The sequence below is a fragment of the Fictibacillus nanhaiensis genome (assembly GCF_049537595.1).
Lineage (GTDB): Bacteria > Bacillota > Bacilli > Bacillales > Fictibacillaceae > Fictibacillus > Fictibacillus nanhaiensis_F.
The window spans coordinates 231,402-245,728 of record NZ_JBMULM010000003.1; the positions used below are offsets into that span (position 1 = coordinate 231,402).

A 14,327-nucleotide genomic window follows, 5' to 3' on the forward strand; every position below is an offset into this window, starting at 1 on the left:
TCTAAAACACGAACAAGTATGAAGCTGTCCTCTTAGCAGGGCGGCTTTTTTTTTGTTAAAAAACGGTAGCGAAAAAGTACAGAAGAAGTACATGTTTTGAATGGATCCTGCGAAGTGTGTATAGGTAATGGAGAAAAGTTTGTGTCTTTTACCTGTATCTCCTTAAGAGCTTTGCATGTTACACTAAAAAGGCACTTATGGGAATTTCTTTAAAAGGCAGGAGAAAAGGCAGTATGAAAAAAGTTAGATTCATCTTTAGCATTCTAGGTACACTTGTTTTTATCGTATATATGGCAGTATTAATTAAAGCCACTCTCTTTTCATTCAATGAGTATGTATATGGTAGATCCGCTAATCTTGTTTTGTTTGACAGCATAAGGCTGATGTGGAGAAGTGAGAATGATTGGCTCATCTTGAAGAATATCATCGGAAATGTGCTATTGTTCGTACCCTTTGGTTTGTTGCTGCCTTTAATTTACCGAGTGTTTAACTCTTGGCGTTTTATCTTCATTTTTGGTTTTGGTACAAGTTTCATCATTGAAGTTCTTCAATATGAGTATTTTAAACGAATATTCGATATTGATGATATCTTTCTTAATGGTATGGGAGCGATGCTAGGACTATTTTTATACAAGTTTTTAGCGATGATTTTCCGATGGATCGAACGATTATTAAAATAATGGCTATTGTGTAAAAGCAAATATAATAAATAAACCGGGCAGCGATTACAGCTGTCCGGTTTTTGTTTGTTTACTTTGTTTCTTTTCCTAATACACGGTTAACACGCTTTGTTAGCATCTTCATGCCATCTCCACCAGCTTGGTAATGACGAAGCTTACCTTCTGCATCAAAAACGTAATAAGCAGGCACATACTCGTTTTCAAACGCGTCAGTTAAAGCATGATCGTTGTCCACAAATATTGGCTGTGTAATATCGTGTTCTGCTGCTACTTCTTTAATTTGTTCGATATCTAAATCTTTTTCTGAACGAGGCATATGAACCGCAATCACGTTCAGTTCTTCTTTATAATCATCTCGAAATTGATTAATGTTAGGCATTGCATCTTTACATAATCCACAGCTTACAGACCAAAAGTGAATAAGTGTTGGTTTATTTCCGATCAAATCACTTTTTGAAACTTCTCCATTGATCCATTGTGTAGCACCATTAAGTTCCGGCATATCCGAACGTAATCTCATCATAAAAATATCTACTCCTTGTTTTGAAGATAGTTTAATTTATCTAATTTCTAGTTTAAAGGTTGAACAACTAAAGTCAAAAATCCTGCTTTACTAATATGGTATAAAATGAAAAATATTATTTCTAAGCTGTTTTGGACTTTATCGTGATCTCATGTTTATTTTTGATGAAAAGAATCGGTAAGCACAGGACAAATAACATACCGCAGATCGCAAACACAAAAGCACCTCCATCAAACCAGCTTATGAAGCTTCCGCCGATCATAGGACCAGACATGCTTCCGATGCTAAAACTGATGCCTGCTAAGATATTGCCTGCAGGAAGATGATATTTAGGAAGCAGGTCACTCATATATGCGATACCAAGAGAGAACATTGATCCTACAAACATTCCTGATAAAAAGAACAAACTGATCAGAAGCCAAAAGTTATTCATGCTCCAATATGTTGCTAGAAACGAGAAGAACCCGGAGACGAAAGAAAAGATTAGAATCGGTTTTCGTCCTAATTTATCACTGAGAATGCCAAGTGGCAGCTGGAATACAAGGCTGCCTAAAACGAAAGCTGGCAGCAGAACTGCTACCCAGTCTAAGCTGATTCCGTTACGAAGTGCAAAAACAGGAAAAGAGCCATGAAGAGTCGCTTCTAAAAAGCCATAACCAAAGGGTGGCAATAAAGATACCCAAGCTAATTTCAAAACATCTTTATAACGGTCGATGGCAGTTATACCAGAAGTTCGAGCAGATTCTGTTTCAGGTCTTTCGTTTCGAATCGTCGTCATCAGAAGAAAAGAAAGAAAACAAAGACCGGCAGCAAGCCAAAAAGGAAGGTTTTCGTTTACTTCCAGCATCTTTGTCATAAGAGGTCCGATTCCAAACCCTGCTCCAAACGCAATCCCATATATAGAGATATTTCTGCCTCTCTTTTTTTCAGGGCTACTTGTCGTAATCCAAGTTTGCGTAGAGAAATGCAGCATATGGTCTCCAATACCGATTAAGAGCCGTAATACAAACCAAAACCAAAATACTTTCCAAACAGGAAACATAGCAAAACAGAGTACAACAGCTAAAAGTCCTGCTAATATGAGCGGTTTATAGCCAAACTTTCTAAGAGGCTTCTCAATGAACGGAGAAGCGATCAAGATACCAATATAAAGTGCTGTTGCGTGGAAACCGTTTAATGAAGCAGATGTACCGTCCTGTTCAAAGATGACTGCAATTAAAGGAAGCAGCATACCTTGAGCAAAACCGGATATAAAAACAATGCTGACTAGAACTGAGAATTTATACGTAGAAAGCTGCATGAGCATCTCCTTTTCAAAACAAACTAAAACCATTGTACAATGGAAAACATAAAAAGTTGAGTGGAATTTTAGGAAGAGGAGTGAGTAATCTTGGAATTTAAAATGACTGAAAATGGATTTGAAACCGATGTAGAGTATGGAACACTTGAGATAAGCGGAAATGCGGAATATGGTTATCGGCCATTTCAACTTCTCGTTTCTTCTATAGCTGTATGCAGTGGTGGGGTTCTTCGGAAAGTATTAGAGCGTATGAGAATGCAGTATGATGACATCACTGTTCAAGCAAAAATTAATAGAGTGGAAAAAGAGGCAAACCGAGTATCGGACATTCACCTTCACTTCTTGATTAAAGGGAAAGAATTATCAGAAGAGAAGGTCGAGAAAGCGTTAAGTGTGACTCGAAAAAATTGTTCGATGGTGCAATCCGTAAAAGACAGTATAAACATCACCGAAAGCTTTGAAATTCAACGTTAAATTATTCCCCTGATTCACTATAGAATTAGGGTTTTTTTATTTTCCAACAAAATCCGGAGAGATCTAAGCAGGGAACATGGATAAATTTTATCGGTTAGAAAAAAATAGGGGAAAGGAGGATGTTATGAAAAAGAGAATTTTTATAATGTTATTTGTCATGCTTTTTGTGTTATCCAATACAGCACTAGCAGCTGAAAAAACAAAGCAACAGCCAGAACAAAAACAAAAACAAGCAGAAAAAATAGAAAAAGCTGCTCCAAAAGCAGATATTAAAATACCGAGTTCGGTTCTTAGCATATCTAAAGAGAACACGTATCCCAACTCAGCTCAAGATCTTCCTTACTTAGAACCGAGTAAGCTTGCGAAAGCTATGCTTAAAACATCGGACGTTCCAATCACAAATCCAGATTTAATTCGTTTATTGAATGAGTCAACGATAAATGGATCGAAAGTAGCTTTTTGGTACCGTGCAAAAATTTACTTAGGTCAATGGCCATTGTCTTATCAATCAACAGAGACGACTGTGAACTGGGAACACCAACAAATCAATACGAACCGTTTAGACAACAGAGGTGCAAAAGCCGTTGCAAAACTGTCTTATAACCAAACGGCTCATAAAAAAGTAAGTGGTGGTCTTACAGCATCAATTCCAAATAGTGAAGCTGTTCAAAAGATGATGCTCATCACAGCAGCAGAAAAGTCAAAGCTGCCTTTATCGTTTCAGACAGCTGTTGGCGCAGGTACAAAGAAATCAAACGTATATCATGTGTCACCAAAACAGGTAGGATATTTAGATAGTTATGTCCCAGCGGTTAATGAAAGAGGACGAGTTACTTACGGAGAAGTGTATATCGTTTTAAAAGGCGGTAAAAGAGAAATCCTGATTCAAAACGTTACACAGCAAGGCATTGGTGCTTGGATTCCCGTTCAAGACCATGTATCTTTTAGTTTTCATACAAGCAATATGTAAAAAAGGACAGCTCCTTATTCAGCTGTCCTTTCTTTTTTGCGTATTAAAGTTAATCCAAGATGGTGCTGTATTCCCCAGGAAGCCTTCATTGAAAGTTAATTGGAGTGTAAGGTGCGAGACTCCTGGGGGATCAGCGGGACAGGTGAGACTCTTAACAGCGCATAGCGCTAAGAGGCTCACCGCACGCCCCCCGGAAAGCGAGCGCCTGAAACGGAAATTAACACTATCGGGTTAACCTTAACAATGGTCCACCCATTGTTCGCTCCAGTCTTGAATGGCGTTGATGATTGTTTTTAAAGAGTTTCCTTTATCCGTCAGTGAATACTCAATTCGCACAGGTGTCTCTGGGTAAACGTTACGCTTCACAATTCCCACAGACTCCAATTCCTTCATCCGTTCCGTAAGCATGCGATCACTCATTTCGGGAATCTGGGATTTGATGTCTTTAAATCGCTTAGGTCCATCCATCAAAACGCGAATGATGAGTCCTGTCCATTTTTTGCCGATAATATCCATGGCTACTTCGTACTTCGGACACATCGTGCTATAATCCATTATCATTCACCTCAATCTATATGAAAAAACGATGCTTTTTCTACAGTCTATATTTGCCTCCTATTATACGATTTAAACTTACTTTTGTAAAGTTTATAACTTTTTAACGCTTTAAAGCTTTGATGTATTATTTTTAAAATCTACTTCTTTATAGTAAGAATGTTTTACAAGTACGTTTGGTCCTAAACATTGAACAGCAGGGCAATGACAGCTTAGTTCTTTAGCAAGCGCTGATTGATTCCATGCTTCATAAGCATCCGGTAAGCTCGTGTCTTTTATGTTTCCAAGTGCAGGAGCATCTCCAAAGTCTGTCACGATAATGTTGCCATCAAATAAGTTGATATTTAATCGTGATCTGCCATCAGGGTCATTACGCACTGTAACATTTTCTTCTGCTTGAAGTCTTTTGATCAATCTTAGGTCCTCTTCGTCTTCGGAGCAAGCATAGAAGGGAAGAGTCCCAAAGAGCATCCAAGTGTTCTTATCACGGATATCAAGTAGATGATGAATACTTTTACGCATTTCTTCTAATGAGATGGTTTCCAAAGTACTCGCGAAATCGCTCGGATACATCGGGTGAATCTCGTGACGCTGACAGCCCATCTCAAGAACGTGTTTATGTATTTCTTCTAGGTAGGGCAATGTTTTTTTATTTAACATCGTTTCAGCAGATACCGTCACACCAGCTTTTGTTAAAGCCTGAGCGTTTTCAACTAAGCGGGTAAAGTAAGCTTCCCGTTGTTCCACAGAAGGTTTCTTTTCCATCATCGCAAAGCCTGTATCTGAAAACTCCTCCAGTGTTCCCCAGTTATGGGAAATGTGAAGCACATCTAAGTATGGAATAATTTTTTCGTAGCGAGCTAAATCTAATGTTAAATTTGAGTTGATCTGAGTACGCGCACCACGTTCTCTTGCGTATTTTAATAGTGGCACAACGTAATTATTTACTGATTTTAAGGAAAGCATCGGCTCACCGCCAGTAATACTGAAAGCTCTTAATTGAGGAATTTCATCGAGTCGTTGAATAACAAGTTCAAGTGGAAGAGGCTCAGGGTCTTTTGTTTGAAGCGTGTATCCGACAGCGCAGTGTGCACAACGCATGTTGCACAATGTGGTTGTCGTTATCTCTATATTGGATAGCTGAAGTTTATTATGTTCACTCATATCTAAATAAGCTTCCCACGGATCATTCTTTGGGGTTATCGCTTTTAATTCGGTTTTTAACACCATCATACATCTCCTTTGCGACCATAAATGGACAGTATCTATCTTAACCGAAGCCTCATTAAAGAAAAAGGATAATATTCTGTTGGCAAAATCGGTTGACCTTGTTAAAGTAGAAGGGATGGAAAGGAGAGATCAACATGGGTAACTCTATTCAGGATAAATCCTCTCAAAAAGAATATATTAAAAATCGTATTGACTTATTAGTTGATGTTTTAGATTCTATAGATGCTGAAACAGCAGGGATTGAAGAGATCGACCGAATCATCGGAATGCTGGATGACTTAGAAGAAAAGTGTAAACAGTTCCGTCACGATTGGGAAGAAAAATAAGCTCGGAAACCGTTTCTTTACTTAAGAGACGGTTTTTTTTGTTATAATGAACTCATTAATAATTTTGATTACGCTTACAATAGCAAGTCACAAAGGGGTAGTGAAGAGATGGAGAAATTTCAAGAAAGCATGTACAAGCTGATTGTAGAAACATCAACGAAATTGCCAAAAGACGTTCGCCGTGCCATTCTTGCAGCTAAGCTAAAGGAAAACGCGGGAACACGTGCTGCGATGTCTTTAGATACGATTACTGATAATATTTTAAAAGCTGATGAAAATGTTTCACCAATCTGTCAGGATACGGGACTTCCTACTTTTAAAATCAAAGTTCCTGTAGGAGCGAACCAGATTAATATGAAAAAAGCGATCCGTCAAGCGATCGCGGATGCAACAAAAGATACGAAGCTTCGTCCGAACTCCGTTGATTCAATCACTGGAGATAACAGTGGAGACAACCTAGGAGACGGGACACCTGTTATTAAGTTTGAGCAATGGGAAGAAGATTACATTGATGCTCGTCTGATCTTAAAAGGCGGCGGTTGTGAGAATAAAAATATTCAATATAGTCTTCCTGCTGAATTAGAAGGATTAGGGCGAGCGGGACGTGATCTTGACGGTATCCGTAAATGTATCATGCATTCCGTCTATCAAGCACAAGGTCAAGGCTGTAGTGCAGGTTTTATCGGTGTTGGAATCGGGGGAGACCGTACATCTGGTTATGAATTAGCGAAAGAGATGCTATTCCGTTCTGTAGATGACGTTAATCCGAACGATAATCTTCGTAAACTTGAAGAGTATGTGATGGAGAACGCGAATAAGCTTGGGATCGGTACGATGGGCTTTGGCGGTGAAACGACGTTACTTGGCTGTAAAGTTGGTGTGATCAATCGTATTCCAGCGAGTTTCTTTGTATCAGTAGCTTATAACTGCTGGGCATACCGTCGATTAGGTGTAAAACTTAACGCTGAAACAGGTGAAATTCAAGACTGGCTGTATACAGAAGGCGAAGAAGTGGACTTCACTAAAGCTGAAGAGGAAGCAGCAGCGGCTGTTGAACAGCAGGAAGAAAAAACGAGAAGCGTCACACTTGAAGCTCCTATCACTGAAGAGCAGATCCGTGAGTTAAAAGTCGGAGATGTTGTGACGATCAATGGAATGATGCATACAGGTCGAGATGCTATTCATAAGCATTTAATGGATAACCCGGCTCCGATCGATCTGAACGGTCAGATCATCTATCACTGCGGACCAGTAATGGCAAAAGACGCAGAAGGAAATTGGGTCGTAAAAGCGGCAGGACCAACAACAAGTATTCGTGAGGAACCTTACCAAGGCGACATCATGAAGAAGTTTGGAATCCGCGCGGTTATTGGTAAAGGTGGAATGGGTCCAAAAACGTTAGCTGCTCTTAAAGAACATGGCGGTGTTTATCTGAACGCTATCGGCGGTGCTGCACAATATTACGCTGAGTGTATGGAAAAAGTTGAAGGTGTCGACCTAATGGAATTCGGTGTTCCAGAAGCGATGTGGCACATTCGCGTCAATGGCTTTACAGCAGTTGTAACGATGGATTCACACGGAAACAGCCTTCATGAGCATGTGGAAAAGTCATCTTTACAAAAGTTAGAGCAGTTTAAAGATCCTGTATTTAAATAAAACGAATGTGTGAGCCACAGTTCTGATATGGAACTGTGGTTTTTTATTTATAACGTTAGGCGTTAGGCAAGAATAGGGAGTGTCGAAAAATGTCTATATCTGTAGACTCGTGGATAAATCGCAAAAACTTTAGGATTGAGCATTAAAACTTGTGGATTGAAGCACAAAACTTCTGGATTCACCATTAAAACTTAAGATACTGAACACCCAGAAATTTGTTATCACACAATTACACTCGTTTCCTTTATATCCCTAGCATGGTTTTCTACAATTACAACAAAATAAAGGTATAGGCTGTCGCTTGAAGGAGGAAGTTTAATGAGAATCAATCGGCTCCTGTGCCTAATATTGGTTTCAATCATATTTTTCACACAAACACATGTTATTTATGCTCAAAGAGGCGTATCCAATCAAAGACTGGAATGGTACTTTGAGAAAAAAGGGGAAGAGAAGCCTCCTATTTCAGATGTAAGATATATGGAGCTCGTCCATAAATATGATAGCCTTTTTATTGGAGATCCTGCCAAAAAAGATATCTATTTAACCTTTGATAATGGATACGAAAACGGTTATACCGACAATGTTTTGGATGTTTTGAAGAGAAAGAAAGTACCTGCAGCCTTTTTTGTAACCGGACAATTTATGAAGACTCACCCTCACCTTATAAAACGAATGGCTGAAGAAGGGCATATTGTAGGGAATCACTCGTATTACCATCCAGACCTTACCCAAGTATCTGATGCACGATTAAAAAACGAGCTTGAAAAAGTAAAGATCAGATATACGGAATTAACGGGAAAAACCGATATGAATTATATTCGGCCTCCAAGAGGAGTGTTTAGCGAAAGAACGATCATGCTTGCTAAACAAGAAGGTTATACACATGTGTTCTGGTCACTTGCCTTTTTAGATTGGGAAACCAATAAACAGCGTGGTTGGCAATATTCATACAACCAGATCATGAAGCAGATTCACCCAGGCAGTATCATGCTTTTGCATACGGTTTCTAAAGACAATGCAGATGCACTCGAACGCACAATTGAAGCTCTTCAAAAAAGAGGCTATACATTCAAAAGCTTAGACGACTTACAGCTTAAGAAATCTGTGCCCACTCCATTATTGTTTAAATCTTAAAAAACACTTTTGCATATTTTGCGAAGGTGTTTCTTTTTGTACTAAATGGATACAAAAAACGCTTAAACCTTTGTTTGAAGACAGTGGTTTAAGCGTTCAAGGATTATTTTAAAACAGATAGCTGTACGTCATCGAGGTATATTTCATGTTTGCCTAGTGGTGACCCTAGACTTTTTCCTAGAAGAAACTTCAATGACAACGTATCTGTTTCAGTAGGGGTTATTTTAAACGTATAGGTGGTTTCTTCAGTTCCGATTTCAACGACCTCAGCAAAATAACGCTTGTACTGTGAGTTCTCTAATGTTACTTCTATGTTGCGAGCGATATGTGAGGAAATCGAAAAACGCAGTTCATAATTCAATCCCTCAACTAACTTTAAATTGCCTTGTTCTAAAAGAACACTCCAAGGCTCATTTCCTTCAGAATCTATGCTGATCTTGGCTTTACCTTCTTCACTCACGATCTCAGCATTTGCATCGTAATGAATATAGGGTGTCCAAAATGAAAGGCCGGAAAGGAAATCTCCATTTTTTAATGGTTTCATATCGACATCGCTGTAATCGGGAATATTGGTCAGTTTCTTTAAAGTAATGTCGTCTAAATAAACATCAGCAGAATGACCACCTAAATAAAAAAATATTTGGCTGTTATAATCTGACGTTTCTCCTTCATACGTAAATCTTACCTCGTGCGTATCATTCGTTTTGTTTAGGTTTACCTTTGCTGGTGTTACATTGAACTTATTGCCGCTTTCATCTAACACACCAATCTCAATAGATCTACCTCGATCGGCTTTCCCTTTGAAGGATAAAAGGTATTCATTCCCTTTGATCAACTGTATACCTCTTTGAACAAGATATTTATCGGTGTTTTTAGAAGAATGTCCTTTTAAGATGGCGTGAAATTCACGCGTTTTTTCGTTAACAACTGCTGAATCTTTATTGTGTTTTGAAACAAAGTTCCAATAAGTCAACCTGTCCATCGAACCTTGATCAAATGTTCCATTATAAATGTGGTTACCATCGCGAAGTGGGGGTTTAGTCGCGGACTCATCAATCGGTTCATTTGTGACTTCTTCAACACGTACGTTCCCAATCCAAACAGGAACGCTTCCGTTGTTTCCTAGATTGAATTCTAATCGAGCGGCAAGATCTGTATCTGCAAGCATATCAAACGTAAAAGAATAGTTTTCAAGTGAATTGCTTAATTTGATCGCTTCTTCATTCGAATATTTGCTCCAACCTCGATCTGCGCCACCGCCTACTTTAACAGTCATTTGTCGATCAGATGCTGCCTTTGCATCAAAACTAACTTTGTAACGTCCGCTTTTGCCGAGTGAAAGAAGTTGAATCGCTTGAACAGAATGTGAAAATGATCCAGGAACGTGTGGAGTGATCACCGCAAAATTCTTATTATCGATTATTTCCTTTTCTACAGAGGCTTCACCACCGAAGTCTGGAAGAGTAACAAGGTTCCAGTAGGATGGATCGAATGGTGTTTCATTTTGATCGATACGAGTAAAAGGTCTTTCAAAGTTTCCGTCATAAATGAGGTTTCCATCTTCAAGAGGTTGTTTAGCATCTTCAGGCAGTTCAACAGGTTTTGGAGTAGGTTCCACTGGATCTTGGTAATCGCGGTTTTTTAACTCATATACACGAACATAATCAATCTCCATCTGTTGAGGGAACGTAGTCGTTTCATCGGGATCTCCATCAAACCAACCGCCAACAGCGAGGTTCATGATTAAATAAAAATTTTGATCGAATGGCGCTGGATACGAGTACTTGATCGGATTATTTGGTCCTTTTGCATACCACTCATTTTGCGTCTGATAAAGTTCACCATCTACATACCATCTGATCTCACCTGGTTCCCATTCAATGGCGTAGGTGTGCCAATTATTGATTCCATCATTAAATGGGAATTCAAATTCTTTTCCTGTATAACGATTGTTTGGCCAAGTCTCCCCATAATGGAGCGTGCCAGCCACTTTATTTGGTTTACTTCCCCAAGCTTCCATGATGTCTATTTCACCTGATGCAGCCCAACCACCATATCGATCTTTTTCGGGTAACATCCAAACCGCTGGCCATAATCCTTTCCCTGTAGGAGATTTTGCACGAACCTCATAACGGCCATACGTTTGACTAAATAATCCCTTTGTTTTTAGCTTAGCGGATGTATAATCATAGGTACCAGAGTCATCCGTAGTGCTCTCTTTTTTAGCACGAATAATTAATTTACCATCTTTAATAAATGAGTTCTCATCTGAGTTCGTATAATATTGTTTCTCATTGTTTCCCCAACCAGGCGTAATAAGATTGCCCTCTTCATCTTTTATCCAGTTACCGGTATCATACGTCCACTTTTTTGGGTCAAGTTGTGGTTTGTTAAATTCATCGGACCAAGTAAGAGACCATTTCGCTTTCCCTTTCTTTTTTTGTACTTCTTTATCCACATCGTCATCTGCAGAGGCAGTTCCACCGCTTGGCATCATTAATAAAGCAGAGAGAGCAAAAGCATAGATTTTTTTCACTGAACAATATCCTCCTTTAATATAAATAGTAGTATCGAAAGCGGTTTCGGAAAAACTAAAAAAATAAAAGAACTGTTTAACGAAAGCGCTTTCGTTAAAGCTATTATAGAGATTATAAAAAACCAACACAATCTGACTTTAGTATTATTTTGTTTAAAATCTTTTCATGATTGAAATTGAAGTTGGTAGAACATGCGAGTTTCGTCTACAATAAGGAAAGCCACTTTTAGCTAAGAAACGAGTGAATCATATTATGAAAAATACGAAACAAAACAATCCCATTATGAAGATAGGTGAGACAATTCCGCTTCTAATTAAACGGTTAGGGATTAATGGCGAAGGAATTGGATTTCATCAACGACAGGTAGTCTTTGTTCCTGGAGGGATTCCAGGCGAAGAAATGTCGGTTATTATTACAAAAGTCTATCCAAACCGAGCAGAAGCAAAGATAAAGAAAGTATTTAAAAAGTCCAAAGATAGAGTAACACCACCTTGTCCAATCTATGAAACATGTGGTGGATGTCAGATTCAGCATATGTCTTATGCAGCACAACTAAGAGAAAAACGAGATATCGTTGTGCAGGCTTTTGAGAGATATACAAAGATTCATCGAGATAAATTGAATGTGAGAAAAACAATCGGAATGGACGAGCCTTGGGCATATCGAAATAAGTCTCAATTTCAAGTTGGAAAGATCGACGATACTGTAATCGCAGGACTTTATAGCTCCAACTCACATAAGTTGATCAACATTGATCACTGTCTCGTACAACATGAGGATACGAATATTGTCACGAATAAAGTAAAACAGATTATTAGAGATCTGAATCTACCTATATATGACGAAAGAAAACAAACGGGTAGCATACGTACCATTGTAGTTAGAACAGCTTTCCGTACGGATGAAATTCAGTTAGTCATCGTAACTGCAACGAATGAGGTGCCGAAAAAAGAAATTTTTGTGGCAGAGATCAAGAAAAGACTGCCTCAAGTAACTTCCTTTGTTCAAAATGTAAATGAAGAGAAAACGTCGCTTGTATTCGGTGAACAGACGGAGGGTATTTTCGGAAAAGATACGATAACTGAACATCTTGGCGATCTTCGTTTTGAGCTATCAGCACGTGCGTTTTTCCAGTTGAATCCTGAGCAGACTGTAAACTTATATAACGAAGTAAAAAGACAGGCCAATCTGACGGGTAATGAAAAGGTCGTTGATGCTTATTGCGGTTCGGGTACGATCGGCATGTGGCTTGCGAATGGTGCAGAAGAAGTAAGAGGGATGGATATAGTTAAAGAATCCATCATGGATGCAAGAAAAAATGCTGAGAAACACCAAATTAAAAACGCTTATTATGAGACAGGTAAAGCTGAAAAACTTCTCCCAAAGTGGGTGAAAGAAGGCTGGGAACCTGACGTAGTAGTTGTAGATCCACCAAGAACAGGGTGTGATCCTGTTTTCTTAGATACGATAATTAAAACAAAGCCTAAAAAAATGGTGTATGTTTCGTGTAACCCTTCAACATTAGCAAAAGATGTCCACATGTTAATAAGTAATGGTTATATCGTCGAACAGATTACTCCTGTGGATATGTTTCCGCAAACATCACAAGTTGAAGCGGTTTGTACCTTAGTATTGAAATAGATCGTGAAAGGAAAGTTGCTGCATGAAAACGGAAAAAGAAAAAATGATCGATGGAGAAATGTATCGTCCCGATGATCAGCAGCTTGTGAACGAGCGTATTCAAGCAAGAAAGCTGACACGAGAGTACAACGCCACAACCGAAGAGGAATGGGATAAGCGTAATTCTTTAGTAAAAGAATTGTTCGGGTCAACTGGTCAGAATGTTGGAATAGAGCCGAACTTTAGATGTGATTATGGCTACAACATTCATGTAGGGGAAAACTTTTATGCGAACTTTGACTGTACCATTTTAGATGTATGTGAGGTGCGTTTTGGTGATAATTGTATGTTAGCACCAGGCGTCCATATTTATACAGCAACTCATCCGTTAGATCCAGTAGAAAGAAATTCTGGTGCTGAGTATGGAAAGCCTATCGAGATCGGAAATAACGTCTGGCTTGGTGGGGGAGTTATTATTAATCCAGGTGTAAAAATTGGGGATAATGCGGTAGTCGCTTCTGGAGCGGTAGTGATTAAAAACGTTCCTGCAAATGTAGTAGTTGGAGGAAATCCAGCTAAAATAATAAAAACGATTGAAATGAAATAATATATTTAAAGCTTAAAAAATTCAGAAATATACACACTATCCACATCTTTTTCCACAGAAAATGTGCATAACTATAAAGTTTTGCACAAAATTGCACATAATAATTTGTCTTAAAAATGAAGCTATCAACATTATTAATAGAACTGTGGATAACTTTATCCACAAGATAGGTAGAGCATTCATATTTCTATATTAAAAAAAGACCTGCTATCCCAGCAGGTCTTTTTGCGCTTAGCGACGGCTATTTTTCTGACGTCGGTCAGCGGCTTGTGCACGTGCTTGTGCTTCAAGATCGTTTTGATCTGCCAATTCACTTGAGTACTCGACATCAAGTCCTTTGGCTTGAGAAGCTTTAGCATTGTTGTGCAATGAGGACTTTCGGTTACGTTTTTCCACACAAATACCTCCTTAAAGATATCACGATGTTTTGAAACGTAAATCAAAAGCATTTGAGGAACTTGTCCTCAACTATAGAATGTGCATTTTTCAGTTAAATATTAATGGAAGAATCATCCTTTTAGGAATTATCTTCGTTTGTCATCTCTTGTGTCTCTGCTGTTGCTTCTGCAGATTTTAATTCCTCTTTATAAAGAATCTCTTGAGTTTTAGTTAGATCGTCGTTTCTTTCTTTTGCTTGTTGTTTTTTACTCTCCATGACATTACCTCCTTACAAAAAAATAAACATCACTCCGTATGGAAGTGATGTTTATTAGTA

15 protein-coding genes are annotated in these 14,327 nt (G+C 38.6%); 8 read left to right on the forward strand and 7 right to left on the reverse strand.

What is annotated here, in order from left to right; genetic code table 11:
• Positions 1 to 233 precede the first annotated feature (233 nt).
• Positions 234 to 680: a VanZ family protein gene (locus ACOZ9X_RS16505; protein WP_423419154.1), complete on the forward strand. Its 447-nt coding sequence runs from the start codon at positions 234 to 236 to the stop codon at positions 678 to 680.
• A gap of 70 nt (positions 681 to 750) precedes the next feature.
• On the opposite strand, the gene ACOZ9X_RS16510 is transcribed toward ACOZ9X_RS16505, so the two are convergent.
• Both ACOZ9X_RS16510 and ACOZ9X_RS16515 read right to left on the reverse strand, forming a co-directional pair.
• A complete protein-coding gene (locus ACOZ9X_RS16510) occupies positions 751 to 1,200 on the reverse strand; it encodes a TlpA disulfide reductase family protein (protein ID WP_423419198.1) in 450 nt (149 codons plus the stop codon).
• Positions 1,201 to 1,324: 124 nt separating this feature from the next.
• Positions 1,325 to 2,536, reverse strand: a complete 1,212-nt coding sequence (locus ACOZ9X_RS16515; protein WP_423419155.1) for an MFS transporter — start codon at positions 2,534 to 2,536, stop codon at positions 1,325 to 1,327.
• Positions 2,537 to 2,593: 57 nt separating this feature from the next.
• Here ACOZ9X_RS16515 and ACOZ9X_RS16520 point away from each other — a divergent pair, with 57 nt between their 5' ends.
• Positions 2,594 to 2,977, forward strand: coding sequence for an OsmC family protein (locus ACOZ9X_RS16520; RefSeq protein ID WP_423419156.1), 384 nt, complete (start codon positions 2,594 to 2,596; stop codon positions 2,975 to 2,977).
• 124 nt (positions 2,978 to 3,101) lie between these two features.
• Positions 3,102 to 3,947: a YfkD family protein gene (locus ACOZ9X_RS16525; RefSeq protein WP_423419157.1), complete on the forward strand. Its 846-nt coding sequence runs from the start codon at positions 3,102 to 3,104 to the stop codon at positions 3,945 to 3,947.
• Between the two features lie 237 nt (positions 3,948 to 4,184).
• On the opposite strand, the gene ACOZ9X_RS16530 is transcribed toward ACOZ9X_RS16525, so the two are convergent.
• Both ACOZ9X_RS16530 and yfkAB read right to left on the reverse strand, forming a co-directional pair.
• Positions 4,185 to 4,502, reverse strand: coding sequence for a winged helix-turn-helix transcriptional regulator (locus ACOZ9X_RS16530; RefSeq protein WP_066243338.1), 318 nt, complete (start codon positions 4,500 to 4,502; stop codon positions 4,185 to 4,187).
• A 111-nt stretch (positions 4,503 to 4,613) separates the two neighbouring features.
• Positions 4,614 to 5,732: a radical SAM/CxCxxxxC motif protein YfkAB gene (gene yfkAB / locus ACOZ9X_RS16535; protein ID WP_423419199.1), complete on the reverse strand. Its 1,119-nt coding sequence runs from the start codon at positions 5,730 to 5,732 to the stop codon at positions 4,614 to 4,616.
• A gap of 134 nt (positions 5,733 to 5,866) precedes the next feature.
• Between yfkAB and ACOZ9X_RS16540 the strand changes: the two genes are divergently transcribed.
• The 3 genes from ACOZ9X_RS16540 to pdaA all read left to right on the forward strand — a co-directional run bounded on the left by ACOZ9X_RS16540 (position 5,867) and on the right by pdaA (position 8,848).
• Positions 5,867 to 6,058: an SE1561 family protein gene (locus ACOZ9X_RS16540; protein ID WP_066243343.1), complete on the forward strand. Its 192-nt coding sequence runs from the start codon at positions 5,867 to 5,869 to the stop codon at positions 6,056 to 6,058.
• A gap of 108 nt (positions 6,059 to 6,166) precedes the next feature.
• Positions 6,167 to 7,714 (forward strand): fumarate hydratase, encoded by a 1,548-nt coding sequence (locus ACOZ9X_RS16545; protein ID WP_423419158.1) that lies wholly within the window; start codon positions 6,167 to 6,169, stop codon positions 7,712 to 7,714.
• Between the two features lie 324 nt (positions 7,715 to 8,038).
• Positions 8,039 to 8,848: a delta-lactam-biosynthetic de-N-acetylase gene (gene pdaA / locus ACOZ9X_RS16550; protein WP_423419200.1), complete on the forward strand. Its 810-nt coding sequence runs from the start codon at positions 8,039 to 8,041 to the stop codon at positions 8,846 to 8,848.
• A gap of 103 nt (positions 8,849 to 8,951) precedes the next feature.
• Here pdaA and ACOZ9X_RS16555 read toward each other — a convergent pair whose 3' ends face one another.
• On the reverse strand, positions 8,952 to 11,384 hold the full coding sequence (locus ACOZ9X_RS16555) for a carbohydrate binding domain-containing protein (RefSeq protein WP_423419159.1): 2,433 nt from the start codon (positions 11,382 to 11,384) through the stop codon (positions 8,952 to 8,954).
• A 253-nt stretch (positions 11,385 to 11,637) separates the two neighbouring features.
• On the opposite strand from ACOZ9X_RS16555, the gene rlmD reads away from it, so the two are divergent.
• Together rlmD and ACOZ9X_RS16565 are read left to right on the forward strand one after the other, a co-directional pair.
• Positions 11,638 to 13,026 (forward strand): 23S rRNA (uracil(1939)-C(5))-methyltransferase RlmD, encoded by a 1,389-nt coding sequence (gene rlmD / locus ACOZ9X_RS16560; RefSeq protein WP_423419160.1) that lies wholly within the window; start codon positions 11,638 to 11,640, stop codon positions 13,024 to 13,026.
• A gap of 22 nt (positions 13,027 to 13,048) precedes the next feature.
• On the forward strand, positions 13,049 to 13,612 hold the full coding sequence (locus tag ACOZ9X_RS16565) for a maltose acetyltransferase domain-containing protein (protein WP_423419161.1): 564 nt from the start codon (positions 13,049 to 13,051) through the stop codon (positions 13,610 to 13,612).
• Between the two features lie 231 nt (positions 13,613 to 13,843).
• On the opposite strand, the gene ACOZ9X_RS16570 is transcribed toward ACOZ9X_RS16565, so the two are convergent.
• Both ACOZ9X_RS16570 and ACOZ9X_RS16575 read right to left on the reverse strand, forming a co-directional pair.
• Positions 13,844 to 14,008 (reverse strand): YfhD family protein, encoded by a 165-nt coding sequence (locus tag ACOZ9X_RS16570; RefSeq protein ID WP_137791569.1) that lies wholly within the window; start codon positions 14,006 to 14,008, stop codon positions 13,844 to 13,846.
• Positions 14,009 to 14,129: 121 nt separating this feature from the next.
• The gene (locus ACOZ9X_RS16575; RefSeq protein WP_423419162.1) at positions 14,130 to 14,267 is read right to left on the reverse strand and encodes a hypothetical protein; all 138 of its coding nucleotides are present in this window, start codon (positions 14,265 to 14,267) and stop codon (positions 14,130 to 14,132) included.
• Positions 14,268 to 14,327 lie beyond the last annotated feature (60 nt).

Bases quoted from the DNA above. Each gene is read 5' to 3' on its own strand.
- ACOZ9X_RS16505 (WP_423419154.1), top strand. From the start codon at position 234: ATGAAAAAAGTTAGATTCATCTTTAGCATTCTAGGTACACTTGTTTTT.
- ACOZ9X_RS16510 (WP_423419198.1), bottom strand. From the start codon at position 1,200: ATGAGATTACGTTCGGATATGCCGGAACTTAATGGTGCTACACAATGG.
- ACOZ9X_RS16515 (WP_423419155.1), bottom strand. From the start codon at position 2,536: ATGGTTTTAGTTTGTTTTGAAAAGGAGATGCTCATGCAGCTTTCTACG.
- ACOZ9X_RS16525 (WP_423419157.1), top strand. From the start codon at position 3,102: ATGAAAAAGAGAATTTTTATAATGTTATTTGTCATGCTTTTTGTGTTA.
- ACOZ9X_RS16530 (WP_066243338.1), bottom strand. From the start codon at position 4,502: ATGGATTATAGCACGATGTGTCCGAAGTACGAAGTAGCCATGGATATT.
- yfkAB (WP_423419199.1), bottom strand. From the start codon at position 5,732: ATGGTGTTAAAAACCGAATTAAAAGCGATAACCCCAAAGAATGATCCG.
- ACOZ9X_RS16540 (WP_066243343.1), top strand. From the start codon at position 5,867: ATGGGTAACTCTATTCAGGATAAATCCTCTCAAAAAGAATATATTAAA.
- ACOZ9X_RS16545 (WP_423419158.1), top strand. From the start codon at position 6,167: ATGGAGAAATTTCAAGAAAGCATGTACAAGCTGATTGTAGAAACATCA.
- rlmD (WP_423419160.1), top strand. From the start codon at position 11,638: ATGAAAAATACGAAACAAAACAATCCCATTATGAAGATAGGTGAGACA.
- ACOZ9X_RS16565 (WP_423419161.1), top strand. From the start codon at position 13,049: ATGAAAACGGAAAAAGAAAAAATGATCGATGGAGAAATGTATCGTCCC.
- ACOZ9X_RS16575 (WP_423419162.1), bottom strand. From the start codon at position 14,267: ATGGAGAGTAAAAAACAACAAGCAAAAGAAAGAAACGACGATCTAACT.